Raw genomic sequence first — 25,546 nt, 5'->3', positions numbered from 1 at the left:
TTTTGGGTTTTCCCAGAAATTTATCGGGGTGACTTTTAAACTCCGATGAAGCGGCAAAAAATGATGGCCAGTTTTTGTCTAATCCTCTTAAAACTTGTTGGGAAACTTTAGCGGGTAAAGCTTGATACTGTTCTGTCTTTGACCTCAGAGAAGCCATCTGATTATAGGTCAAATAGCCATGACCATAAATGAAGTTTTGTCGGATTAAATAATTGGCTGAGTTGTAAAGATTTTTAGACTGCCAAGATAAATTATCTATCTCAGCCCAAAATCGATGTCCTTTCTTGATAATGTGTCTTTCTGCTACTAACATTATTATTCGTTGTCTTTTAACTCAGCGTCGGGTTTTGAAGGGTTGTCATCCGTTGTGATAATTGTACCAGAAGGCAATTGATAGCCTGTTAAATTCCCTTGTTTCCACCACCTCCAAGCCGTTCGATAACTTATTCCTGTTTTTTTTGCCTAGTCCGATAGTTTTGTCTGTACATATTACCATGAATGACTATATATGACCATATTTGTATTGAAACTTTACAATACTAAATCCGGTTATTAAAAACTGATTATGTCTTCTCCCCCTTTGCATGAGTGCCTGTCCTAATATGTAGCCTATACTCAACGGATTTAGTATTAGTTGAATAATCTTTGCAGAAAAGTGCTTCGATCCCGCAGGAAAACCTGAGCGCAATTGCGCCCCGGCATTCCCGAAATTGAGCCGCCGGGGTGAGTTCCTGCCCCAGTTAAATAAAGGTGTTTAATTGGGGTTTTGTAGTTAGCTATTTCCGGCAAAGGACGCAGGAAAATCATCTGATCTAAGGTCATATCAAGATGATAGTAATTACCTTTATAGGAACCCAAACGATTAGCTAATTCGGCCGGACTTTCCACCCGACGGGCAATAATGGCGGATTTGAGATTTGGGGCATAATCGGCCAGTTTATCAAGAACTCGATCGGCCACGCGATTTTTTAATTCTTCCGTCCATCCCGTGCCGTTTAATCCTGTTCCCTCGGCCCCGGCAATCTGATAGGGGGCAAAAAATTCGATCCAGAGGGTATGCTTGCCTTGGGGAGCCATGGAGGGATCGAGAATAGTGGGTACATCTAGGTACATCGAGGGATTTTCGTCGGGAATCTGCCCCAAAATCGTTAAAGCGTGGGCCTGTTCAACGTGACGCACGGAATCGGCGATGAGAATCGTTCCCTGTAAATACTCCTCTTTGTGATCGTAAGCCTCGAACCTTGGTGCTTCGGCGAGGGCGCAATCAATTTTAAGAATTGTTTCATTGTTATTGACAATTCGCCGTTCTACCCTTTCTCGCAATTCTGGATCGGCGGCATCCACATCGGCGGGGGCGACTAACTGTAAAAAGACTCGTCTAGCGTCAATATTAGAGATAACACCCGCTTTTGCCAGATATTCTTGTCCAGAGTCCACTCTAACCCCGATCGCTTGTCCTTCCTCCACTAGAATCTGTTTAACCTTCTGCTCGGTTAAAATTACCCCACCGAGACTGACAACACATTTCACCAGAGCCTCGGTTAGTGCGCCCGTACCACCACGAGGGCGAGCCACCCCGGGAGAATGACGCATCGCCATCATCATCATCCCAGAGGTAATGCCTTTTTGGGAGGGAGGAGCGCCAATTTCCGCCGCTAGACGAGCCAGGGGTGCTTTCACAAATTCGCTCTCAAACCACTCATTGAGGACATCTTCGGGGGAAGTAATCATCGTGCGGATGAAGTCGAGCAGTTTCTTTTTCGAGCCGATCGCTTTCCAGACACTAGCTAAGGCACTAGAGTTATAATTGCGGGCGATTCTGAGCAAATCTTGGGGCGGAGCGTTAAACCAAGGCCCAATCGCATTCATCAACTGTCCCCAATAGTCGATAAACTGAAGGTAGCGATCGGCATCTCGCCGACAAAACTGGGCAATTGCGGCGTGAGTTTTTTCCAGAGAGCGATAGGAAAGAAAATATTGGCCGGAGGGATGGGGACAGAAAACGGTAGGATCGAAGAATAAATACTCTAATCCGTGGCGTTTTAGCTCTAATTCCTCAATTACCGGTCCCAAAAAGATAAATTCGTGATCGATCGCACAGAGATTAAACTTAAAATCGGGGGCTTGATCGGGGATAACCGCTTCTGTGGTAGCCGCTCCTCCTGGTACGCTACGCTGTTCGAGAAGGAGGACGCGATAACCGGCTTTGAGGAGATAGGCGGCACAAACTAAACCATTATGCCCCGCACCGATGAGGATGACATCGTAACTTTCCATACAGTTTCAAAAATTCCTATTTTTAATTTTGCGCTTTTCTTGGCCCTAATATGTTAAAAATAGTTAAAGATTAGCTGCTGTCAGCAGATTTCAGCGATCAGTTATGAGTGAGCAGGTAGAAAACATTTAATTTTTCTTTTTTTTATGAGTTCTTCAATCAAAGTTATTCAACCATCGGGTATTTTAGATGGCAACCAAGCCAGCGAATTTCGCCAAGAAATTGCCGAAGCCGTGCAGGGAGGTTCAGAGGTTATTATCGTTGATTTCAAGAATGTCACCTTTATGGATAGTTCTGGTTTAGGTGCGCTAGTTTTATCCTTAAAAACCGTGCGTTCTGCGGGGGGTAAACTATTGATCTGCTCGATTAATGATCAGATAAAAATGTTGTTTGAATTGACCGATATGGATCGAGTTTTTGAAATTTTTAATAACCGAGAAGAATTAGAACAAAAAATCCTCGGAAGTTAATTAACGAAAATCCACCTGCATGATCGAAAGATCATCCTTAAAATTACCATCAAATTGTAAAGCTTGAATTTCTCCAATAAAATTATCGAGATTTTTGGCGGAATTACAGTGATAATTTTGCAAAGATTGAATAAAGTTTTCTAGTCCCCACATCCTACCATCAGCACAATCGATCTCGTAAATTCCATCACTAAAAAGATAAAGGCTACTGGGTAAATTCAGGCATTTAACCTGATTGATATATTCTGCTTCCGGAAACATCCCGATGGGAAAACCGGGGGCTTTCAGTCTGGTTTCAATCATCTGGCTAAAAGGTTTTTGAGTCAGGAGAACTGCCGGGGGATGACCGGCACTGGCATAGGTTAACTGTTGTTGTTTCTGATCATAAATTCCGTACCAGATAGTAAAATATTTATCATTCTTAGGGCTGATTTGATAAACTTGATTTAACCCATGTAAAACCTGATTAGGTTGATAGTAATTCACCTGAGTTAAACCACGAGAACGGAGTAAATTAATCACCGAAAGGGAAGGTAAAGCCGCTCGCAAACCATGGCCAGCCACATCTAAAAGATATAACATCAAATGGTCATTATCTAACCAATAATAATCAAATCCATCCCCCCCCAATCGACGAGAAGGAAGGAAGCGAAAATCGATAGCAAGTTTTGGAGAAATGAAAGGTTCTGGCAACAGCGATCGCACATATTCCGCCGCTTCCGCTAACTCCATTTCTAGTAATTGTTTTTGCGCTTGCAGATCATGACTTAATTGATGCAAACGAATTCCCGCCCGCACGCGCGCTCTTAACTCATTAATCTCGATCGGTTTACACAAAAAATCATCCGCCCCTGCATCCAATCCCTTGACCCGATACTCCACCGATCCCAAAGAAGTTAAGAGGATAAAAAAAGTCGTTGACAGTTGGGGATTGAGCTTAATTTGCCGGCAAACTTCCAACCCATCGATCCCCGGCATCATCCAATCACAAATAATCATCGCCGGTTTTAGTTGCCCCGCTTGCTTTAATCCTTCTTCCCCATCACTGGCAATAAAAACCTCGTATTCCTTCCGCAAAGCGCGGCTCAAAAACGTTTGAATTACTCCATCATCATCAATTACTAGAATTCGTACCATCTTTTTTGTGACTTGACTATCTCAATCTTACTGCCTACCCCCGACTCCCTGACAGATGACTTTGCTTGTCCCTCAACCAGGAATTAAATCCAGAATCGAACTAACACATCAGTCATAGTTTGGGAAAAATGGTATAACTTCTAGCGTAAGGCATTGGAGAGGTAAGCCGGGGGTGAAGATTTCTTTTCAGGTAGATAGCGATCTCAAGTCCTTAGATACCGTTTTAAAATATTTTGAGCAACTTGAACCAGCGGGCATTCCCCAAAAAGACTGGCTCCAGTGTCAGCTTGCTCTTGCCGAAGGTTTTACCAATGCAGTCCGTCACGCTCACCGACACCTACCCCCCGAAATCCCGATCGAGATCGAGATCGAGATTACCCGATCCCAGATGGAAATTCGCATCTGGGATCGGGGTTCCGTCTTCGATTTAGAGGACTTTATCGAGAAAAACGCCTATCATGACTATAGTTTCTCTGGTCATGGGCAAGGACTGCCGATCCTCCAAAAAATCGCCGATCAACTCAGTTATACTCGCAGCGAAGATCAGCGCAACTGTCTGTTAATTATTAAACAATTTTCCCGCCATGAATCCGATCGCGCCCCTCGTTTCTCCTAGTTGGTTAGTGACTAATCTCGATCGCCCCGATCTGATGGTTATTGACTGTCGTTTTCAATTAAACAATCCCGATCTCGGTTATCAAGAGTATTTAGCCAATCATATTGAAAATGCCTTCTATTTACACCTCGATCGCGATTTATCGGCTCCCGTTGCCCGTCATGGCGGCCGTCATCCTTTACCGAATCCGCAGACGATAGCCGCTAAATTAAGCTCTTTAGGGGTGATTTCCGGCCAAACTCATGTCATCGCCTACGATGCCTCCCGTTTTGCCTTTGCCAGTCGTCTCTGGTGGTTATTACGTTATCTCGGCCATGAACGAGTCAGCATTCTCGATGGTGGTTGGCAAAATTGGTTAAATGCCGGTTATCCCGTCTCCAATCAGATACCTGTGCCGAAAACCGGCGCTTTTCTCCCCCAAGTTCAACAGGATTGGGTAGTCACGATCGAGGAGGTAAAAAGGCAAAAAGAGCAAGCGGGAGTGGTGTTAATTGATGCCCGGGAAAGCGATCGCTATCGGGGCGAAAGGGAACCGATCGATCCGATCGCCGGCCACATCGAGGGGGCGCTTAATTATCCCTGGTTAGAAGTCACCGATAGTCAGGGTTTTTCTCAACCCCCGGCCCGGCAAAAACAACGTTGGCAAGAGCGGCAAAGCGATCGAGAAATTATCCTCTACTGTGGTTCGGGAGTGACAGCCTGTGTCAATATCCTTTCCCTTACCCTAGCCGGATACGACAATGTTAAGCTATATTCTGGAGGTTGGAGTGATTGGTGTTCCTACCTGATCTAACCAGCCTTGTTGATACCCATCTATGGAGAAAGATTATCGAAATGACCTAATTACTGTACAATCTCCCTATTATCACTTTTAATTATTCCGAAACTATTATCTAGTTTGTCTCCTAAGTGGGTGGGTAGAATTAAATATAAGATGAACGTAGGTTGGGTTGAAGCATGAAACCCAACGCCCGATCATGTTACGCTACCGCTAACCCATCCTACAAATAATTGTGCCTCCCTACTTAGACAAAAAAGCTAATTTTTATTTTAGTTGCTATCTTTTTGCTCTCAAATCACCGCTATTCCTCAAAGAATAGTCGTTTTCCCCCGTAAAATTACTCAAAGGTAATTTTATAGTTAAACTCTATAAAAAATTAGGTATGTATTTTGTATGACAGAAGCCGGTCTTTGTCATTGTAATGGTGGCGGCCGTCCGAAAGATCGCCTTTCGATTTTTGTGGATGGCAATAATATGTTTTATGCTCAACAAAAAAATGGTTGGTTTTTTGACCCGCGTAAGGTGTTAAATTACTTCACCAACGACCCGAATATTATGTTAATTAATGCCTTTTGGTACACGGGTTTAAAAGATTCCCAAGATCAAAGAGGTTTTCGCGATGCTTTAATTAGTTTGGGTTATACGGTGAGAACAAAAATTTTGAAAGAATATTATGATGATAGTTCCGGTCGTTTTTCCCAGAAAGCTAATTTAGATATCGAAATTGTCGTCGATATGTTTAATACCGTCGATCAATACGATCGAGTGATTTTATTTAGCGGTGATGGCGATTTTGAACGAGCGATCGAACTATTGCGCTCTAAAAATACTCATATTACCGTAGTTTCTACGGAAGGGATGATCGCTAGGGAATTGCGAAATGCCACCGATCGCTATATTGACCTGAATGATATTCGCAAAGATATCGAAAAAAGTGATTATTAACCGGCCGTTTTGTCTTTAAACCGGCTATTTATCCCATTTTTCTTTATTGGTAGTCCTCACCCCAATCCTTCTCCCAGAAGGGGATAGGTGAGGGAATTAACCATCTCTTGTTTATTTTTCCTTGAGTCGAAATAGTAAAAACTGATTGACCTGATTCGGATTAAAATTATCATCACTGACTAAAATCAAAGAGCGACTGCCATCAGCTAATCTTGGACCGAGGGTCATTCCTTCCAAATTATCTAAATCAATCCCTAAAGTCCCTAAATCTAGTAATAATTTTTTCCGCAAGGGTTGCACCTGTAAAGCTTCTAATTCTCCCGGTATCCGAGCAATTTTCGAGGTATCGGTGGCACTCCCATTAACTACCTGAAATAGTTTCGCTCCAAAACCTTCTAAACCAAAAGTTCGCTCTAAACTGAGAAAATAACCCTCTTTTTCTAAAGCTAATAATTCCGTTAAACCGTAGTATCTCGCACCACTGGGTGGCTCATCTAACACATACAATTGTTCTGATACTAACACAGGCGCACCAATCGGATCAATAACATAATGAAGAAGTCGCACTCTGAGATTTTCTGCTCTTTTTCCCGTGGGACTATCTTGAATTAACGCGCTTTCTGTGGCAGTAAACAAACGAAAAGGATCGTCTTTGAGAGTGCTGGTAATCCCTAAAGTTAAGGATTCAAACCCTAAATTATCCTGTATTCCTTTTTGATTGCTATCATCCGGTAAAAAGCGATTAGGAATTAACAAAGACTCCTTTAATTGTCCCTGCAAATCAAATTCAGCAATAAAAGGAGCAATTCCCTGTTTAACCGCACCTTCACTGGAAATAAACAAAGTTTGTCGGGGCGAAAAAGCGATACCTTCCGGGTCGATCGATCCCTTTTTAAACGTTTCTCCCTTGCCATCTTTTAGGAACGTGACTGCCTCTAAATTCACTTTTTCGATTTTTTCACCATTTATCTGCAAACTAGCCCGATAAAAGCGGGCCGGAGCTTTCTGAGAACGATCATCACTGAGGAGATAAAAGCGGTTATTGGCACGATCGTATGTAATTGCCGATAATCCCCCCACCCTTGTCCCTTGATAATCCGCTTGTGGTAATTGATATTCTCCCAAAAACTCGACCGAGAGGGGTAGAAACATTCGTTGTTCTGCTAAAACTTGCGGGGAGACACCACAGGCCCCCAGACTAAAGGTTACAATCAAACTAGCAATTAAACCCAAAATTGGGAAACGCAAATTTTCGGCAGTCAGTCTCTTATAGAATCGATCGATCACAAAATATCATCCTCTACTACGCTCCTATCAATCTATTATGCTACGTTTTTCTCTCAGTTTATGGCTCTGTTTGATCGGTACTTCCCTTCCTCTCCTAGCACAAACAGAAACCCCTGCACCCAATCCCCTCGAAACTCCCCTAAAAAGTCCTTTATTACCCGCAATCGATCGCCCTTTAACTCCCTTGGAGCGTCGTCAACTGTTATTATACATCGATCAACGCGATGCTGAAGCTCAAGCTAAATACGATGCGGGATTAAATGAGGAAGCTTTTCCTATCTGGTATGAAGTGATTAAATTAAATCGTTATTTAGGAGCAAAAGAAGAAGTAAAATCTTTGGGAAAAGTGGGGTTAGCAGCTTGGAATCGAGATCGAACCGAGGATGTTAAATTAATTACTGCTCGTTTAAAAGCTCTGCAACAAACTGCGGAAACTAACCAGACAATGGACGGGGAATTATTAGCATTACTAGGTACATCATATCAACAGGTACGAGCTTTTAATGAGGCGATAATTATCTATGATAAAATCCTAGCTAATGCCAGACAATCTGGTGATAATCTGGCAGTAGAAGCAACTTTAAATAAACTTGGTCAAATTCATTTATCCCGTTTTGATTATCAAAAAGCAGCTCCAGTCTATGAGGAATTATTAACTATTTCTAAGGTGCAGAATAATTCTTTGACTCAAGGAATTTATTTGCAAAGACTAGCAGAAATTTATCGAGAATCTCTGCAACCAGCTAACGCCGTAAAAATTAAAGAAGAAATAGCTGAAACCCAAATCAGAAATCAGCAAATACAGTTAATCCCCGCTCTAAAAATTCAAATTGGTTTAGATTACCAAGCTTTAAAAGATGCAAATAAAGCCAGCCAAAACTTTCAAGAAGCCTATTCTCTCGCTTTTGCTTTACAACAGTACGGCACCGCAGGAGAAGCTTTAAATAAGTTGGCCGAACTCTATAAAAGTTATCAACAGGTAGATTATGCTTTACAAATCTATCAAGAATTAATTAAAGTCCATGAATTGGGTTATAATTACTACGGTTTAATGAACACCTACGATCAAATCGGTCAAATTTATCTAGAGAGAAAAAATTATCCCCAAGCTTTACTCGCTTTCCAAAAAGGTGCGGAATTAGCCCAAGCTATCCGTTATCGTGAACAATATTTTCAAACCCAAATCACCCAAGTTAATCAGGCAATAAATAATCCTGAACAGTGATCTTTAAGTTTTTGAATAGTTAACTAATGGACATATAAGTAGGTGGGTGGAATTAAATATAAGATGAACGTAGGTTGGGTTGAAGCATGAAACCCAACGCCCGCATGGGTTACGCTACCGCTAACCCATCCTACAAATAATTGTGCCTCCCTACTTAAATGGGGAAATGGGGACTAAGAAATATCTTCCCCAACACCCTAAAACCCCCCGCAACGCGCACGCAGTGACCACCCCAACACCCTAACACCCAAAACCCAACCCACCAATGGAAAATTCCTATTCTGAATTAACCGAAGACTTGCTGAAATTGGTGCAACATTTGCCCCACTTAAAAGATGGTAAATGGATTCAAAGAGCTCTGGAAGCAATAGTCAGAATTGCCGAGGAGGAAATCGATCGCCTGGATTGGAAAATTTTAACCTATGCGATCGAAGATCTAGAAAAGGGATTTCAGGTATTTTACCCCTACCGTCACATTCGTAAACTGACCATTTTTGGCTCGGCACGCATCAAACCCGACAGCAGTGAATACCGTCTGGCAGTGGACTTCGCTCGCTGTATTAGTCAATACGGTTTTATGGTGTTAACCGGCGCTGGGGGTGGCATCATGCAAGCAGGGAATGAAGGCGCCGGACGGGAAAATTCCTTCGGATTAAATATTCAGCTACCTTTTGAACAGGGGGCTAATCCCTATATCATAAATGATGCCAAATTAATCGATTTTAAATATTTCTTTACCAGAAAACTATTTTTTCTGCGGGAAAGTGACGCAGTAGCTTTATTCCCCGGTGGTTTTGGCACCCAAGATGAGGCCTTTGAGACGCTTACCCTCTGTCAAACCGGTAAATACGGACCTGCACCCCTAGTATTAATTGATGAGCCTGATGGGGATTACTGGCAAACTTGGCAAGAACAAATTAGTGAAAATCTGCAAAAAAGAGGACTGATATCCGCCGAAGATCGGAATTTTTATACAATTACCAACGATCTAGACTACGCTTGTCAAACAATTCGCCACTTCTATCGGGTGTATCACTCCAGCCGTTTTGTGGGAGAATCCTTTGTTATTCGTCTTAATCACGAACTAAGCGGGGAACAGATCGAACAAATTAACCAAAACTTCGGCGATATCCTAGTTAAGGGTAAAATCGCACCTAGTCAAATTCTAGAACGAGAGAATCGGGATTCCAGCCACCATTTACCCCGTCTAGTTTTTTACTTTAACGGCAAGAGTTACGGACGCTTGTATCAGTTAATTGATCACATCAACGATTTAAGTCCTGTAGTTGCCCTAGAAGAGCATCCCGAAAGAAAATAAACCCTAGGCCAGAGTTTCCGGACAGTATCCTAAACCCTTAGTAAATTGTTGCCGAAAAGCCTCTATATCTTGCTGATCCGGGGTACCATGGGACACGATCGCCACTTGATAACGACGCATGACATCAATAGGAGATTGTCCCGTTTCCAAACTCCAAAAAACCATCTGGAGACGCATTTCCGGTTGATAGGTAATCCCTAACTCATTCATGTAGGCGCGAAAATCGCCGTGTTGGCAAGGAGTCAGCATTTGATTAAACTTTACCTTGACCACCCAACCGTTAATCTGATGGATAACCGTCATCACGGAGGAAGGCAGATGAGTCATCGATCGCAGGTATTCGGTGACTCGTAGCGTTAAACTAGCATTAGCAAGAAAATAGAGATAGTCCATAGTGGCCGCCGGGCTATTGGCTAATAGTCACGATTAGTGTTATATATCTAAGTCTGACGATAAACCGTTCTCGATACCAAGGGGAGAAATCCCCGATTTAGTGAAGTTCGCCTGGGTAGGATTACCCAACTTTTGCGAAGATTTTTATGATGATAATGACGATGATCCCTGACCAATTACTCTCCAGCTACGATTATCACCTTCCTCCGGAGTTAATTGCCCAAAATCCCGCAGAAACCCGGGATAGTTCCCGTCTTTTGGTGGTAGATTCTCCCAATAGTCATAATTTAGCTATTTTTCGTGATTTACCCACTTGGTTAGAGTCGGGGGATTTGCTGGTTTTCAACGATACCCGCGTGATTCCGGCCCGTTTATTTGGACGTAAAACCACGGGCGCACCCGTAGAAATATTACTATTAGAAGAACAAGATGACCATCGTTGGTTATCTCTGGTGAAACCGGGAAAACGCTTTAAAGTCGGTTCAGAAGTCCTTTTTTATCCGAAAACAGGGCCGACGGAAGACCAAGAAAAATTATGGTTAGCGAAAGTAATCGATCGAGATCTGAACACCAGTGGTCGTCTGCTGCAATTTCAACGTCATCCCGGGCGCAGTTTTTGGGATATGTTGGAGGAGTACGGTCATATTCCTTTCCCCCCCTACGTCACCGAATCAGAGGCGGAAGAAGACCGTTATCAAACAGTTTACGCCGATAAACAGGGTTCTGTGGCCGCTCCCACGGCTGGATTACATTTTACTCCCGAATTATTCCATACGCTCGCCCAGAAGGGTATAGATACCGCCTATATCACCCTTCATGTGGGAGTGGGAACCTTTCGTCCCGTGGAAGTGGAAAATATTACAGAACACCTAATGCACCAAGAATTTTTGCAGATTTCCGCCGAAACTGCCGAAAAAATCGCCCAAACAAAGGCTAGAGGTGGCCGGGTTATCGCCGTGGGGACCACGGTAGCTCGCGCCTTGGAAGGGGCAATTAAAGAAAGTAAGAGCGAGAAATTAACCGCTTTTCAGGGAAAAACGAATTTATTTGTCTATCCGGGTTATCAATGGCGGGTTATCGACGGCATGATCACTAATTTTCACCTACCCAAGTCCAGTTTGATGATGTTAGTCAGTGCCTTAATCGGACGGGAAAGACTACTGGCATTGTATCAAGAAGCTATCCAAGAGCGTTTCCGTTTCTATTCCTTCGGTGATGCTATGTTAATCCTACCCAGCGCTCGCAGCAGTAATCGGTAAGTAGTTGCACAAAATTACCTTCATACCCCAGAAAGAAGGAGGAGCAGAACTGCGGAAAGGGCAACAGGAAAGGGAAAAATATGTGTAAGCAGCCCGCGCATCTAAATTGGTCTAGGTCGATTATCGAACCACCTCTACCCTGTTGTCTATCCTAACCAAGAAATGAAAAGAAAAGAGCTTAAAATCGGTCGCCGCTATTCTAGCAAACCCCTGCAAATATTTTTAATTATTGCCTTCATCGCCGCCGCTCCCTTTGCTATTTTTTATCTTATTGCCTTGGCTTATCTCTGGCAAGGCGATCGACTTTTGGCCGCAGGGGAGAAGGAATCGGCTCTGTCTGCTTACCGAACAGTTTTATCTTTTCACGAAAATTCGGCCCAAGCCCATATAAAAATCGCTCAGGTCTTACAAAGTCAAAAACGCTATTCTGAAGCCTTACAAGCATATAATCGTGGTTTTATCGTTAATGATAAACCATCGACGGAACCCTCCCTAAGTAATCATTTAGTCGCTTTGGGAGATATCTTCGCCCAAGAGGAAAAATGGTCAGAGGCGATCGATGCTTACCAAAAAGCAATTATCATTAAACCAACTTTTAAAGGGCAATTTCAGCTAGGAAAAGCTCTCTATAGTTTACAACGTTGGGATGAGGCGGCGAAAGCTCTGCAAGCAGCGGTTTTTCTCGATCCTAGTCAGGGAAAAGCCTATTTTTATCTGGGAAAGGCCTACAGTGAACAGCAACTCTGGCCAGAGGCCAGTTATGCCTATCAGCAAGCTCTAGAATTGATACCTAATCAGGGTGAAACCTACAAAAAATTAGGAGAAACCCTAGCAAAACAGGGAAAATGGGAGCAAGCAGAGCAAATATATCGACAGGCTCTAATTTACTCCCCTAAAGATGGGGATATTTATAATTATTTAGGCAAAGCTTTAGCGGAACAGGGAAAACTAGGGGAAGCGATGGCAGCTTTTCAACAGGCGCGCCAAATTAGCCCCAAAAATGCCGAGATTTACGAAAATCTCTGTTATAGCTATATCAATAGCGGTCAGATCGATGAGGGTCTAAATTGGTGTCGGCAGGCCGTAGAAATCGATCCCAATTTATCAGAAGTTAGATTTATTTTACAGGAAATCCAACGGGGACGATTAATTCACGACAATCCCGAATTATTAAAAATGCCAGAGATAATTCCCAGTGTTAAGAGTGATCCTCTGGTGAATTTAAAACGCTCAATTGTTAAAATTGTCATTCGTGGCAAAAATAACAATGGTATCGGCACTGGTTGGTTATTAAAACGAGATCAAGATACAGCTTGGATCGTGACTAACCGCCATGTGGTTACGAATTACCGTCAAGAAATCGATGCAGGGGCGCGCATTTTTGTCGAGTATTATAGCCAACCACCCAAGGGAAAAATTCCCAAGCGTTCAAAAGCTAAAATTCTCCACACTACCCCCCCTAACGACTGGCTCGATTTAGCAGTATTAGAGGTAAAAAATCCCCCCCCAGATTTAAAACCTTTAGCTTTAGCACCCCTACCAATTGCCGCTAATCAATCAGTAATCTCGATCGGTAATCCTTTTAATCAAAAAGATTGGACTGTCAGCAAAGGCACTGTTAATGATAATGACGAAAAATCCTTAAGTTTATCCATGTTTGTCGTTTCTGGACAGTCGGGAAGTCCAGTTTTAAACGATAAAAATCAAGTGGTGGGAGTGATTTCCCAAGCGAGTTTATTTTGTGCCAATCCCTCTACTCCTAAACCCCTAGAAAATGCCGTTAAATTGGGCTGCGGTTTCGCAATTCCCATTGACAGGGTGCGAGAAAGGTTAAGGGAGTGGGAATTATGAATTGGGAAGTGGGGTGTAGGGTGTGGGGAAGTGGGGTGTAGGGTGTGGGGAAGTGGGGTGTAGGGTGTGGGGTGTGGGGAAGTAGGGTGTGGGGTGTGGGGAAGTAGGGTGTGGGGTGTGGGGTGTGGGAAGTATAAATAAAAATAATCTCCTGTCTCCTGTCTCGGAGTCTCCTGTCTGGGAGTCTCCTGTCTCGGAGTCTCCTGATAACTGCTATGCTAGTCTAGGCAGAAAACCAGTCGATCGAGATCACCGTGGCTAACCAAGAAGCAACTTCCCCCGCTATTCGTACCCCTTTATACGACCTAATTGCCCAACAAACCAGCAAATTTACCCCTTTTGCGGGTTGGGAGATGCCGATACAGTTTAGCGGCCTAAAAATCGAACATAATGCTGTCCGCAATGGTGTCGGGATGTTTGACATTTCCCACATGGGCAAATTTATCTTAACTGGAGATAATCTGGTTCAATCTCTCCAAACCCTAGTTCCCTCTAATTTAGCCCGTTTAAGGGCAGGAAAGGCACAATATAGCGTTTTACTTAACCCAGACGGTGGCATAATCGATGATATTATCTTTTACTACCAAAGCGAAAGCCAAGGCGTATTAATTGTTAATGCCTCAACCACCGATAAAGATCGAGAGTGGATTTTAGGCAATTTAGAGGGTTCGGGGGTCAAATTAAAGGATTTATCCCGAGAAAGGGTCTTAATCGCCCTGCAAGGACCCAAGGCGGCGACAATTTTACAGCCCTTGATCGGGGAAAAATTAAGCGATTTTGGCCTATTTAATCACTGGGAAAGCCAGCTTTTCGGGGAAAAAGTTTTTATCGCTAGGACCGGTTACACGGGAGAAGATGGTTTTGAAATTATGGCCGCTCCTGAAATCGGGCAGCGACTTTGGACGGAATTCTTAAATTTAGGGGTGACTCCCTGCGGTTTAGGAGCGCGGGATACCCTGCGTTTAGAGGCAGCTTTAGCCCTTTATGGACAGGATATCGACGATAGCACGAGTCCCCTAGAGGCAGGCTTAAATTGGTTGGTTCATCTGCCAGAAAAAGGCGATTTTATCGGTCGCAATGTCCTCGAAGACCAAAAACTTAATGGTGTGAATCGGCGCTTGGTGGGATTGCAGATGTCCGGCAAACATATCGCCCGTCACGATTATCCGGTAGTATTCGCTGGGGAAGTGGTGGGTAAAGTCACCAGTGGCACTTTATCACCAACTTTAAACACAGCGATCGCTTTAGCCTATCTTCCCACACCTTTCGCCTCGATCGGACAGGCGATCGAAGTGGAAATCCGCGGCACCACCTACCCCGCTACCGTCGTTAAAAAACCCTTTTATAAAAGTAAAAAGTAGTGGTTTGTTTCAGCTAATTTGGTGTATTAGAAAAATGCTATAAATTCTATAATCTAAGACTTTAAGCCGAAATCTATTGCCCTATTTTAGCTGAAACAGTCCAGTAGGGTGCGTTACGCTGCGCTAACGCACCAACCTAAAGCACCGAGAAAAAAGGAGCAATAATTTGGTGGGTTACGGCGAACACAAAATCAATACTAAACTGTAGCAGTTACCGTCGCCTAACCCACCCTACAGCTGAATCCTGAAAATGCAATCCGTAGACTTTACCACCCTCAGCGCCACTTGTGCCGAAATTGCCGCCACTTGGCTGCCTGCGAGACTAGAACAAGTGTATCAAATTGATCGCCAAACGATCGCCCTCTATTTACGAACCTTCGATCGCAAGGGATGGTTAATTATTTCTTGGCATCCCCAAGGGGCGCGGATGCATATTGGTGAGCCACCGCCAAAAGTCCCTGATACCTTCACTTTCAGCGATCAATTGCGTCATCAACTCAATGGTTTGGCACTGACAAAATTAGCATTTGTTGCCCCGTGGGAAAGAGTCATCGATCTACAATTTGCCCAACGTCCCGATGATCCGGCCCTGGGGCATTTGTATATAGAAATTATGGGCAAATATAGCAATGTGATTTTAACTGCGGCTGACAATCAAATTGTCACCGTTGCCCATCAAGTCAATGCCACCCAGTCTAGTGTTCGCACCGTACAAACGGGACAAATCTATCAACTACCCCCCGTTTTATTGGCAACAAATCCCAGTTTAGAAGAATCCTTGAGCAGTTGGCAAGCTAGAGTTAGTTTAATCCCTAAAACTATCGAAAAACAGTTAGTTAGTACCTATCGTGGGGTTAGTCCGGTCATCGCTCGATCGCTGTTGCAAAAAGCCAATATTAACCCGAAATTAAACACGGATCAGTTAGATAATACTGATTGGGAAAAGCTCTTTTCAGTTTGGCAAGAATGGTTAAAAATCTTGGAAAATAAAACCTTTCAACCCGGATGGACAAGAGAAGGTTATACGGTGATCGGTGGGGAGATACTGGCAGCGGCTAAAAATGTTCAAGAATTATTAAACCGTTATTATAGCGACCAAATTAATCAAGAAAGCTTTCGACAACTACAGCAAAAATTAAATCAAAAAGTCATCTCTTTACTGACTAAACTGCAAACTAAAGCGGCGGGATTTCAAAGAAGACTAGCAGAATCTGCTCATGCCGATCGCTATAAAGAGCAAGGGGATTTATTAATGGCAAATCTGCAGCAAATACAGCAGGGAATGACTAGCATTAGTTTGGCGGATTTCCAGACAGGAAAACCTGTAATTATTCCTCTCGATCCCGAAAGAAATCCCGTGCAGAATGCCCAATATTTGTATAAACAACATCAGAAATTAAAAAGGGCGCGGTTAGCGGTGGAACCTTTATTAGAGGAAGTGGTCAGTGAAATTAATTATCTCGAACAAGTGCGATCGAGTTTAAGTCAACTAGAAAATTATAGCAGCAGCGAAGATTTACAGGCATTAGACGAGATACAAGAAGAATTAATCCAACAAAAGTATCTAGAAAGCAATTACCAGCGTAATCGGACGAATAATAAAGAATCTGAACCCATGCGCTTTATTACTCCCTCTGGAGTAGAATTATGGATTGGCAGAAATAACCGTCAAAATGATCGGCTAACTTTTCGTAGCGCCAGCGATTACGATATCTGGTTTCATAGTCAAGAAATTGCTGGTAGTCACGTTTTACTCCGTTTAACCCCCGGTACAGTTCCAGAAGCCGCCGATCTGCAATTTGCCGCCGATTACGCCGCTTATTATAGCCGCGCTCGCCATAGTGAACAGGTTCCCGTCGTCTATACCCGTCCCAAATACGTCTATAAACCCAAGGGCGCCAAGCCAGGTATGGTGGTTTACAAACAGGAAACGGTAATCTGGGGCTGTCCTCAGAGGGTTGAGGATTACCGCAAAAAATAATTTTTTACCAAATTGTTTACTTTTTTTTACACAAAATGGGTATTGTCTGTTACAATTGTTACTAGAGAGACAAATGCAGTTCAGGCGCTTGGGAACGCAAGAACTATATTTCCTCGGATTACAACAACAAACAACAGCAAACCAGTGGTAGCAGCCGATAGTCTCGGGAAAGACACAAAAAACCGACTATTCAGGTGATATTAAAGCGACCACTGGTATTTTATCCTCACCTAACCGCTTCTGTCACTTTCCTCAACTTTCTTTTGGGTTTCCGAGACTTATTGCCCAGTTGAAAGAGGGATAGTTAGCATCCAGCTTTTTGTAAAGAAATTTAAACTTCACGCATAGTTAAGCCTCTTCGGCCTAAATAAACGACTAGAAACAGTTTTTTTCGGGAGGCCCAGTTTATGGATAGCCCATTAGGGACGATGAACTTTCAACAGACAGAGCTATACAAAAGAATTCAGGCATTTGCCTTGGATCGGCCAGATAGTCAATTATCTTTCAGCCAACGATTAGCAAAAGATAACGGCTGGTCCTTAGGCTATACTCAGAGAGCGATCGAGGAATACAAAAAGTTTATATTTCTAGCCGTTGCAGCAGGACATCCGGTCACGCCATCCGACCAAATCGATCAAGTTTGGCATTTACATCTGACCTATACGCGATTGTACTGGCAAGAGTTCTGTCCCAAAATTTTGCAAACCACATTACATCACGAGCCGACTCGTGGGGGTTCATCCGAGCAATTAAAATTTGGCAGTTGGTATAGCAAGACGCTAGAAAGTTACGAACAGTTTTTTGGACATATTCCCCCAATAGATATTTGGCCTAAACCCAAAGACCGATTCGGGCGAGATTTGCATTTTATCCGGATCAACACTCAACAAAGCTGGGTTTTGTCAAAACCTAATTTGACAATCTTCTTGAAACCACAACTGCGAAAAATAGGCATCTTTACCTTTTTAGCCTTCCTTTCACTGATGATAACTGGCTGTCAGATAATCTCCCAAATTCCTAACCCAATGAATTTTACAGGTCCGGAATTTTTAACCTTCTATATTTCCCTAGTAGTGATGGGAATCGCTTTGGCAGCCTGGCTACGTTTTTCCCTGTGCCTAGTTAGCACTAATACAAAGCAGCAACCTGATTTAAATACTTACGAGATAGCTTTCTTGGCGGGTGGCAATCATCGCCTGATTATGGCCGCAATCACCAGTTTGGTAAAACAAGGCTATGTGGAGGTATTAAAAGAAAAATCACCATTTGGAAGAACACAAAGCAAACTGGTGGTGACAGGAAAGATCGATGCTATTGCCGATCCTGTAGAAAAGGCGGTTGCACAAGATATTTTGGCCACTGATGGGGCAATTGAACAGGTTTTCCGGAAGTCTACAGGAATGAAAGATAGCATTCGTGCCCGCCTAGAACAACTTGGTTTGTTTCTGAGCGATGCCCAAGCATTCAAAGCCCAAATTTATCCATCATTGATTGTGGTTATTCTTCTAGGAATAGGCTTGTGCAAAATGGCTGTGGGAATTTCTCGCGATAAGCCAGTTGGTTTACTTCTCATCTGTATATTTGGGCTTCTAGTTTTGGGAGCAAGGTTTTTTGTCAAACCACAGCGCAGCCGTTATGGAGAGATCATTTTTAAGGATTTAAGAAATCGCTTACAACCTTTAAAAACAGCCAATAGCAGCGATTCTGAACTTGTACTTGCGGTGGCGTTTTTTGGAGCAACAGTTCTGATGGCCGATACTGCTTTAGCAGACCTGTATCAAATGCTGACTCCCATAGCCGCTGCTAGTAGCGGCGGTGATGGCGGCAGTGGCGGCAGTGGCGGCAGTGATGGCGGCAGTGATGGCGGTTGTGGTGGTTGTGCTGGTTGTGGTTGTATGTGATTGAGTTCAAGGCTATTAACAGCCGCTCGATCGAAGCGTGATGCCGAACCGCGAACTCCGTTAAATTTGTCTGTTTTTAGCGGAAGTTCCCCCATACAGATTCTGCCACAGCAGAGGTTGTCGCTTTTTGTCAAAGGGAAACTTCCGTTGAACATTCCCGCCACCGTAGCTCTGTTAATTTTTGCCTTAATCTCCTCTCTGGTTTGATTGCTTACTGCCATCAGCCGAAAAAACCCTCCTGGAACATGGAATTTTATCGCCTCTACTTAGGGTTTGCTGGAATAAATCTAAAAACATTGTTGGATAAGGTTTTTAGACTTTTTTCCCCTCAAAAAGTGCTGACCATTGGAGTGATCGCGGGTAAAATTCAGGGACTTTTTCCCTGAATTTTAGGTAACTGACTACCTCAAAATCGGGAAAACCCTACACCCCACACCCCACACCCCACACCCTGCCCCCACCAACAAACTTTTTCAGCAGACCCTAAGTAGCCATTTTTCAGGAGAAAAGCGCTCAGGGCAGTGGGAAAGTCTGGATATTTGCCGATCGCTGTACTTTCGCCATAGATATCGAGACCCCAATCGGAGTTTTTATCGTAATTAGCGAGGAGAAATTGCCAAGCTTCTGGGTATTCTCCCAGGAGAATTTTTTGGGCTACATAACCGGCCAAAATGCCATTGACTTCGGCTTTTTCTTTTTTAGCTAACTGAAAGGCTTTCAACATTGCTGCTAAAGTTTTCCTTAATTCTTGGGGATATTTTCTAGTGACATCCGCTAATTTACCCTGTTGAAAAGTATAAATTTTGGAGGGAGGAAAAGAGGCGGCGTAGGAACTAAAAGCATACAAAAAAGCATTATCAACGGTGACAAATTCATAATTATTATCTCCATCTAAATCTTCAAAGGAACCACCACTACCATCTAAAAAACCCGTTTCTTCTCTAATAAATTTATCTTTTTGCCAAGTATAAATTACCAAAGATGTGCAGCAATGTGCGCCGCCGCTATAGGTGGAGACGATAATCTCATCGATGCCATTATTATCTAAATCTCTTAATTCGACATAGCCGGATCCAAAGGCACTATACCCGCTATTTTCCTGATAAATTTGCTCGTTATAAAAGATTTGATAAGAAACATTATTAATATCATAATTATCATCAACTCTCTCGTTTAGGTCGATGGGTTGATAGCTAACTTGTACCTTAATTTTCCCCGATCTAACCACTTGATTTGTTAGGGGTTGACCGGTATCAAAATCGAGTTTAGTCACGGCTAAACTCGCAGCTGCATTGCCCAAAAATTGAGATAATAAGCAGAAAATAAAGCAAGTTTTGCTAATATTCATCGGCCGATTCACAGAGAGATTAATTTCAGTGTAAGTAGCTGGTTATAATTAAATTTAAAATGGATTTTAGGTTCGATCCCCCCTTAGTCCCCCCTTAATAAGGGGGGCATCTGAAAGTTTTTAATACCCACCTACTTATCTTACTTATTTTTACCGACAATCAGCCGTTAACTTTTCGAGAAAAACTATCTAGGGCTGGCTGAATAAATGTGAAATGTAGGCAAGGTAAGGGCTTTGTGGCTTTACGAGCGAAACAGGTGCAAGATTTTGAGAGAATCGTCGTTCAAAACCTGGCGTCTTCATCGGCCCGCGTCCTGTAGGGGCGAAGCATTCGGGCAATAACCTATCGGTGAAACCGTAGATTTTCTAACCGAATGCTTCGCCCGTACTTTTTCAGCAAACCCTATCTATTCCAAAGTTTTAACGCTCAAAACTTGGGGGGGGGTGGCATCGGGGGGATAGAGAAAATCGAGATTAATGTCGCGTCTGGCTCCGGGGGGAAGTTCCACCTGTACTAAAGCTTCTCCCTGTTGTCCTTCCCGTTGAACGAGATGGAAAAAACGTTCCTCGGTGCGTCCCAGGGCGTTACGATAGGTAACGCGCACTGCACCCCGGAAAAATACCGGTCCCTGGACGGGTTCAACAAATAGCAAGCGATCGAGATAATTGTCTTCTTTAATTGGGGTTTGAATACTCAAAGCCACCACCTGCGTTTTGCTAGTGTTGTTATATAGAGGTAAAGTCAGATAGTAGTGAACACCGTAGTTACCGTGAGCTTTGAAAGCAGTATCGGGATAACGCACTAACATGGGGGCGCTTTGAATTTGTCTGGTTCCGAAAGTAGCTGCTGTCACCGTACTTAAAGGATAGGCAAAAGCTTGACCGGGTTGAGGAATGGTGAGATTAATTCCCCCTTTGGGATCGACAATGCGGGTTGCCCATTCCGAACCGACAGAAATTCCGGCCACGCGACCATAAAAATTTCTTCTTCCAGGGAACCATTGATCGGGGGGAGTGGGGGGAAAATCGCGAGGAGCCGCTAAATCACCTCTAACTAATAGGGTACGCCATTCCTCTAGGGTAGGGGGACGAAAGGTTGCTATTTCCCGATCTTCGATTTTGACTTTTTGGGGAACTTCGTAGAGGGCTAAATTGGCCATATAGACCGGTCCATCGCTGTAGAGACGCAGGAGGGTCGAGCGGGCGCTACTTCTGGGGATAACCAGATCGAATAGCATCCGACTTTGGCCTGGGGGAATGACGATCTGGGCGGGAAATTGGGTATCATGGCGACGACGCATGATATCGCTGGCTAAACGGGAACCGGGACCGGAAAAAACTCGGCCGTTGGGATCTTCCACCAGAGAGGGTAAATCGACAAAAGGGGCATCGGCGGAGGTAACGTAACTGACTCCTTGCAGGATGCGGATAACCAGGTTTCTGGAGGTGGGATTAGTAACGATCAGGCCCTGGTGTAAGTCGCGATTGGGATCGGTTTGACGGGCGATGTGGTGGGTGAAAACGTCAAAACGTCCTTGTAGGGGATGATTGAGATGGGCTATGGGAAAACGTTTTCCTTTGCCGGGGAAAGTAGAGAGGAGAATTCCCTCTTTTTCTACGATTTCGGGACTATTGCTATTAAAAACCAGCACATCATTCAGTTGACCGGGTAACTGACGCACTTCCTGATATTGGGTGACTAATTTCCTCTCTATCTGGGGCAGAACCGAGGCGGACTGAGCTAAAAGAATAGTGGGTAAGAAAGAAAGCATAGAGATTCTATATTTATAGGATCTAATTAAGGGTGAGTCGATGGAGATATGAAGTTATACAACAATATAGGCGAGGGTGTCCGGGCGATCGATAAAGAATCTTAATATATTTTTCAGGCCTGATCAAGTCATGTCAGGGGTGATGTGAGCTAGGGGCGGTTTTATGGGTTAGCAAGGGAGAATACCCCTTGCTATTGCCGATTTTAACCGTTACGTTGACAGTGACGGGAGCTGCTCACCCTAGCTTTAAATTTCGCCGCGAATTTCTTCGACTATGCCATCTCTAAGGACGAGTTCCACATTCATTTTGGCTACTAAGTTATCGCCTTTTTCGACCCGGAAAAAGCTTTCTAGTTGTGCTTGGGCGACTTCTTGATTGAGTTCCAAGAGTTGTACCTGTTGCAATTGTTGCAGATACTGGTTTTTTTGTTCGAGAAACTCACTTTTCTGTTGATTGACTTGGATTTGAATATTGTCAATCTGTTGGGCAGCCGCGGGGGGTAAGGGGATCAGACTCTGACGCTGAATTTCGGCGATCGCTCTTTGGCCTTGGGTTTCTAATTGTTGAATTTGTGCGTCAATTTGAGCCATTTGTGCTTGTAATTGCTGTTGTGCTTCTTCTTTCCAGCGCGGAGTCACGATGACTTTAATTGTCACCGGGCGCTTCAGTAATAAACTGGTTTGTGCGTCATCCATGATTTGCTTATCCTAAAAAGGTCTTTTTGTCAAGGGGTTAGGGAATATTTGCCGGAAATATTTACTTGGCAAACATCTCGTTAATCATATCGCGATAGCGTTGCGTTACTACCGGTCGTTTAATCTTTAAAGTTTGGGTCATCATGCCGTTTTCTTGGGAAAAAGGCTCTAAAATTAACTCAAAGGTTTTAATCTGGTCATCGGTACGATAACTGGGCCGATTTCTTACCTCGCGCTTTAATTCTTGTTGGTAGAGAGCTAAGACTTTTTTGCTGTAGAGATCGCTAGAAAGAATCGTTGAGCGATCGCTGTGAAGATCGGGTAAATTTAAGGATATTTTCTGTTCTTGCGCCCAATTGGCCAGTATATCAAGATTAGGCACGATCAAAGCCCCCAAAGCTTTTTGATCCTGTCCCACTAGCATAATTTGGGAGATAAAGGGACTGCGTAAACAAGCATCTTCAATCGGTTGCGGTTCGATATTTTCACCATTGCTCAAAACAATTGTATCTTTGGCCCGTCCGGTTAAGACTAAATCCCCGGCAGCGGTTAACCAACCAATATCACCGCTATCAAACCAACCATCGGGAGAAATCGCTTTTTCGGTTGCTTCGGGTTTTTTATAGTATCCCTGCATCACCTGCGGACCGCGAATCAAGACTAAACCGTGTTTTTCTGTCGGTAAGACTTCTTTGCTGTGTAAATCGACAATACAGATTTCTGTCTGAAAGACGGGACGACCGGCAGACCCGCGCAGGTTATGATCGATACGACGGACGGTAGCGACGGGAGAAGTTTCTGTCAGTCCATAACCAACTAAAATCGGGATTCCCGCAATCTCATAGAAAGTATCTAGATGTCTGGCTAAGGAACCACCGCCACTTACCAAGATTTTAACTTTATTTCCCACTGCTTGGCGAATTTTGCCATAAACTAGCTTATCACCGATGGCATGGAGGGGATAGAGTAAGAGGGATTGAATTCTTGCTTTTAGTCTTTCGATCCCGGAAGCGTGAAGGTGATCTAGACTGAGATTATCGGCGATACGTTTAGCAATAACGTACTTTTCCGACTTTTCTAGCAAAAATCGCACTAATTTCTGTTTTGTGGCCGGTTGTTCGCTAAATTGTTTTTGGATACCTTCGTAAAGGGATTCCCAAAGACGGGGAACTCCCACCATTAATTGCGGACTAAATTGCTTTAAATCCTGCTTAAAAGTGCGAATACTGGTATAAATCTGGGTGCAACCCTGAGCTAGACTGAAATACTCACAACTGCGCTCGTAGGAATGCCATGAAGGTAGTATACTTAAAACTCGATCGCCGGGATCCGGTTGAAAGATAGCATTTAAGTTGCGTACCTGATGCAGCAGATTACCGTGACTTAACATCACCCCTTTTGGTTGTCCCGTCGTTCCCGATGTGTAGATGAGGGTAGCCAGATCATTTTCGCTCTTGGTGATAGGTTTAAGGGTGTTCTCAGCCCCGAGCGCCATTAGTTGCTTGAAATTTAAGGTCTGCACGGAAATCGCCCCAGTAGCGGGGTCTTCGTCGGTGAGCAGCACGATTAATTTTAGGGGCAATTCAGGGATTTTCGCCAGCAATTTCCCTAAAGTTTTGTTATTTTCGACAATCAGCGTCTGACTGTCACTATCGGCCAGAATATAGGCTAATTCCTCTGCATCTGCTTGAGCAGATCGTACCGCGTTGGCGGCCCCGGCTGCCATGGAACCTTGATCGGCAATAAACCACCGGGGACTATTATCGGCAAATAAAGCGACATTTTCGGTTTCTGTGACTCCTAATGCTTGCAAAGCGGCGGCAAATTGCTGAATTTGTTGATAAAGTTGCCGATAGGTGAGAATTACTTCCGGTTTACTGTGGGGATCGTGCAGGGCGATAATATTGGGGAAACGCTGGGCAACTATTGACCAAACTTCGGGTAAAGATTGAATATTTGAATAGTCAATTAGGGTTGTCATAGCAGTAGTTATAGGGAGTTACAAGGGTAATAGCATATAGATTAACCATTCTAGGCTCTTTTTGCTGGTTCTCCTAGACAGTATTTCAACAGGTATCTAGTCCTGCAAAGTTGATTTCCTAGTCGAGACTCGGAGAGTGGAGACTTTTCGGTTATCGGTGAACAGTGAACAGTAATCAGGGAATGTACTGTTACTTAATACTGCTTACTGATTACGGAAAAGGCTAACGGCTTAGATGTATAATTAATTTTGCCTAGGTAAGTGGTTCTAATTAAGTAGAAGATAGATTTTGCCTCTGATCCCCCCCACCCCTAGTAGGGTTGATTCATGAATCAACCCTACTATAAATCAACCCTACTATAAATCAACCCTACTATGAATCAACCCTACTATGAATCAACCCTACCCCTTAATAAGGGGGGCGCCGACAATTTTTAACACCTACCTGCTTAGGTACTTAATAAAGTTGTGATTAGGAGAAAAACCAATGATTGCTTTATCTAACTATAATAATCTCACTCCAGAAGAATATCTTCAGTTTGAAGAAAAAAGTCCCATTAAACACGAGTATATCGATGGGCAAATTTACGCCATGGCAGGGACGACGGATACTCATAATATTGTTTCGGGGAATATATACACAATTATTCGTAATCATTTGCGGGGTTCCGATTGTCGGGTTTATTTTGCCGATGTGAAAGTCAGATTAGAGAAGCGCAATCACTTTTATTATCCTGATATTATTGTCACCTGCGATGACAGAGATAGAGAAACCGCTACCTACAAAAGTTTTCCTAAATTGATTATCGAAGTTCTCTCCGATTCCACAGAAGCTTTTGACAGGGGTGATAAATTTAATGATTATCAAACTCTAGAAAGTTTAGAGGAATATGTCTTAGTGAATAGTAAACACCAACGAGTGGAAACTTTTCGACGGGGTGAACAGGGT

General features: G+C 43.5%; 20 protein-coding genes and 2 pseudogenes. 13 read left to right on the top strand and 9 right to left on the bottom strand.

Annotated elements, in window-relative coordinates; all coding sequences use genetic code 11:
• Positions 1-313 (bottom strand): annotated as a pseudogene (locus tag O9300_RS13115) (RNA-guided endonuclease TnpB family protein); the annotation flags it as partial.
• Between the two features lie 317 nt (positions 314-630).
• On the bottom strand, positions 631-2,277 hold the full coding sequence (gene crtO, locus O9300_RS13110) for a beta-carotene ketolase CrtO (protein WP_287972075.1): 1,647 nt from the start codon (positions 2,275-2,277) through the stop codon (positions 631-633).
• A 144-nt stretch (positions 2,278-2,421) separates the two neighbouring features.
• Here crtO and O9300_RS13105 point away from each other — a divergent pair, with 144 nt between their 5' ends.
• On the top strand, positions 2,422-2,745 hold the full coding sequence (locus tag O9300_RS13105) for an STAS domain-containing protein (RefSeq protein ID WP_287672799.1): 324 nt from the start codon (positions 2,422-2,424) through the stop codon (positions 2,743-2,745).
• Here the strand turns inward: O9300_RS13105 and O9300_RS13100 are convergent, their stop codons facing one another.
• A complete protein-coding gene (locus tag O9300_RS13100) occupies positions 2,746-3,882 on the bottom strand; it encodes a PP2C family protein-serine/threonine phosphatase (protein WP_287972073.1) in 1,137 nt (378 codons plus the stop codon).
• 172 nt (positions 3,883-4,054) lie between these two features.
• Between O9300_RS13100 and O9300_RS13095 the strand changes: the two genes are divergently transcribed.
• The 3 genes from O9300_RS13095 to O9300_RS13085 all read left to right on the top strand — a co-directional run bounded on the left by O9300_RS13095 (position 4,055) and on the right by O9300_RS13085 (position 6,224).
• On the top strand, positions 4,055-4,498 hold the full coding sequence (locus O9300_RS13095; protein WP_287972071.1) for an ATP-binding protein: 444 nt from the start codon (positions 4,055-4,057) through the stop codon (positions 4,496-4,498).
• On the top strand, positions 4,467-5,291 hold the full coding sequence (locus O9300_RS13090; protein ID WP_287972069.1) for a sulfurtransferase: 825 nt from the start codon (positions 4,467-4,469) through the stop codon (positions 5,289-5,291). The genes O9300_RS13095 and O9300_RS13090 overlap by 32 nt, the downstream gene beginning before the upstream one ends.
• 381 nt (positions 5,292-5,672) lie before the next feature.
• Entirely contained in the window at positions 5,673-6,224 is a 552-nt protein-coding gene (locus O9300_RS13085; protein WP_002764933.1) for a LabA-like NYN domain-containing protein, read from the top strand.
• Between the two features lie 111 nt (positions 6,225-6,335).
• Here O9300_RS13085 and O9300_RS13080 read toward each other — a convergent pair whose 3' ends face one another.
• Positions 6,336-7,511, bottom strand: a complete 1,176-nt coding sequence (locus O9300_RS13080) for an esterase-like activity of phytase family protein (protein WP_002796542.1) — start codon at positions 7,509-7,511, stop codon at positions 6,336-6,338.
• A 37-nt stretch (positions 7,512-7,548) separates the two neighbouring features.
• On the opposite strand from O9300_RS13080, the gene O9300_RS13075 reads away from it, so the two are divergent.
• Together O9300_RS13075 and O9300_RS13070 are read left to right on the top strand one after the other, a co-directional pair.
• Positions 7,549-8,736 carry a tetratricopeptide repeat protein gene (locus tag O9300_RS13075; RefSeq protein WP_287972068.1) on the top strand — a complete coding sequence of 396 codons (1,188 nt, stop codon included), beginning with the start codon at positions 7,549-7,551 and terminating at the stop codon, positions 8,734-8,736.
• Positions 8,737-9,001: 265 nt separating this feature from the next.
• Complete coding sequence (locus tag O9300_RS13070) at positions 9,002-10,054, top strand: LOG family protein (protein ID WP_002796540.1); 1,053 nt, start codon at positions 9,002-9,004, stop codon at positions 10,052-10,054.
• Between the two features lie 3 nt (positions 10,055-10,057).
• Here O9300_RS13070 and O9300_RS13065 read toward each other — a convergent pair whose 3' ends face one another.
• Positions 10,058-10,447, bottom strand: a complete 390-nt coding sequence (locus O9300_RS13065) for a hypothetical protein (RefSeq protein ID WP_002796539.1) — start codon at positions 10,445-10,447, stop codon at positions 10,058-10,060.
• A gap of 161 nt (positions 10,448-10,608) precedes the next feature.
• Between O9300_RS13065 and queA the strand changes: the two genes are divergently transcribed.
• The 6 genes and pseudogenes from queA to O9300_RS13035 all read left to right on the top strand — a co-directional run.
• Positions 10,609-11,706, top strand: coding sequence for a tRNA preQ1(34) S-adenosylmethionine ribosyltransferase-isomerase QueA (gene queA / locus O9300_RS13060; protein ID WP_287972077.1), 1,098 nt, complete (start codon positions 10,609-10,611; stop codon positions 11,704-11,706).
• Positions 11,707-11,868: 162 nt separating this feature from the next.
• The gene (locus O9300_RS13055; protein WP_287972066.1) at positions 11,869-13,557 is read left to right on the top strand and encodes a serine protease; all 1,689 of its coding nucleotides are present in this window, start codon (positions 11,869-11,871) and stop codon (positions 13,555-13,557) included.
• Between the two features lie 254 nt (positions 13,558-13,811).
• Complete coding sequence (gene gcvT / locus O9300_RS13050) at positions 13,812-14,918, top strand: glycine cleavage system aminomethyltransferase GcvT (RefSeq protein ID WP_287972065.1); 1,107 nt, start codon at positions 13,812-13,814, stop codon at positions 14,916-14,918.
• A gap of 250 nt (positions 14,919-15,168) precedes the next feature.
• Positions 15,169-16,899 carry an Rqc2 family fibronectin-binding protein gene (locus O9300_RS13045; protein WP_287972062.1) on the top strand — a complete coding sequence of 577 codons (1,731 nt, stop codon included), beginning with the start codon at positions 15,169-15,171 and terminating at the stop codon, positions 16,897-16,899.
• Between the two features lie 407 nt (positions 16,900-17,306).
• Positions 17,307-18,800 (top strand): TIGR04222 domain-containing membrane protein, encoded by a 1,494-nt coding sequence (locus O9300_RS13040; protein WP_287972059.1) that lies wholly within the window; start codon positions 17,307-17,309, stop codon positions 18,798-18,800.
• A gap of 140 nt (positions 18,801-18,940) precedes the next feature.
• Positions 18,941-19,051: pseudogene (locus O9300_RS13035) on the top strand (IS982 family transposase); the annotation flags it as partial.
• Between the two features lie 155 nt (positions 19,052-19,206).
• Here O9300_RS13035 and O9300_RS13030 read toward each other — a convergent pair.
• The 4 genes from O9300_RS13030 to O9300_RS13015 all read right to left on the bottom strand — a co-directional run bounded on the left by O9300_RS13030 (position 19,207) and on the right by O9300_RS13015 (position 24,597).
• Complete coding sequence (locus O9300_RS13030; RefSeq protein WP_287972057.1) at positions 19,207-20,148, bottom strand: hypothetical protein; 942 nt, start codon at positions 20,146-20,148, stop codon at positions 19,207-19,209.
• 407 nt (positions 20,149-20,555) lie between these two features.
• Positions 20,556-21,920 carry a DUF3370 domain-containing protein gene (locus tag O9300_RS13025; RefSeq protein ID WP_287972055.1) on the bottom strand — a complete coding sequence of 455 codons (1,365 nt, stop codon included), beginning with the start codon at positions 21,918-21,920 and terminating at the stop codon, positions 20,556-20,558.
• A 246-nt stretch (positions 21,921-22,166) separates the two neighbouring features.
• Complete coding sequence (locus O9300_RS13020; protein ID WP_002756613.1) at positions 22,167-22,616, bottom strand: YlqD family protein; 450 nt, start codon at positions 22,614-22,616, stop codon at positions 22,167-22,169.
• Positions 22,617-22,677: 61 nt separating this feature from the next.
• Positions 22,678-24,597, bottom strand: coding sequence for a long-chain fatty acid--CoA ligase (locus tag O9300_RS13015; RefSeq protein ID WP_287972052.1), 1,920 nt, complete (start codon positions 24,595-24,597; stop codon positions 22,678-22,680).
• A gap of 487 nt (positions 24,598-25,084) precedes the next feature.
• On the opposite strand from O9300_RS13015, the gene O9300_RS13010 reads away from it, so the two are divergent.
• The coding region (locus tag O9300_RS13010) for a Uma2 family endonuclease (protein WP_287972049.1) at positions 25,085-25,546 on the top strand (462 nt) is incomplete at its 3' end.

The organism is Microcystis sp. LE19-195.1E (genome assembly GCF_027532095.1).
In the GTDB taxonomy this organism is placed as follows: domain Bacteria; phylum Cyanobacteriota; class Cyanobacteriia; order Cyanobacteriales; family Microcystaceae; genus Microcystis; species Microcystis aeruginosa.
The sequence above is the reverse complement of the archived record's forward strand: the minus strand, read 5'-3'. Positions and strand labels throughout refer to the sequence as shown.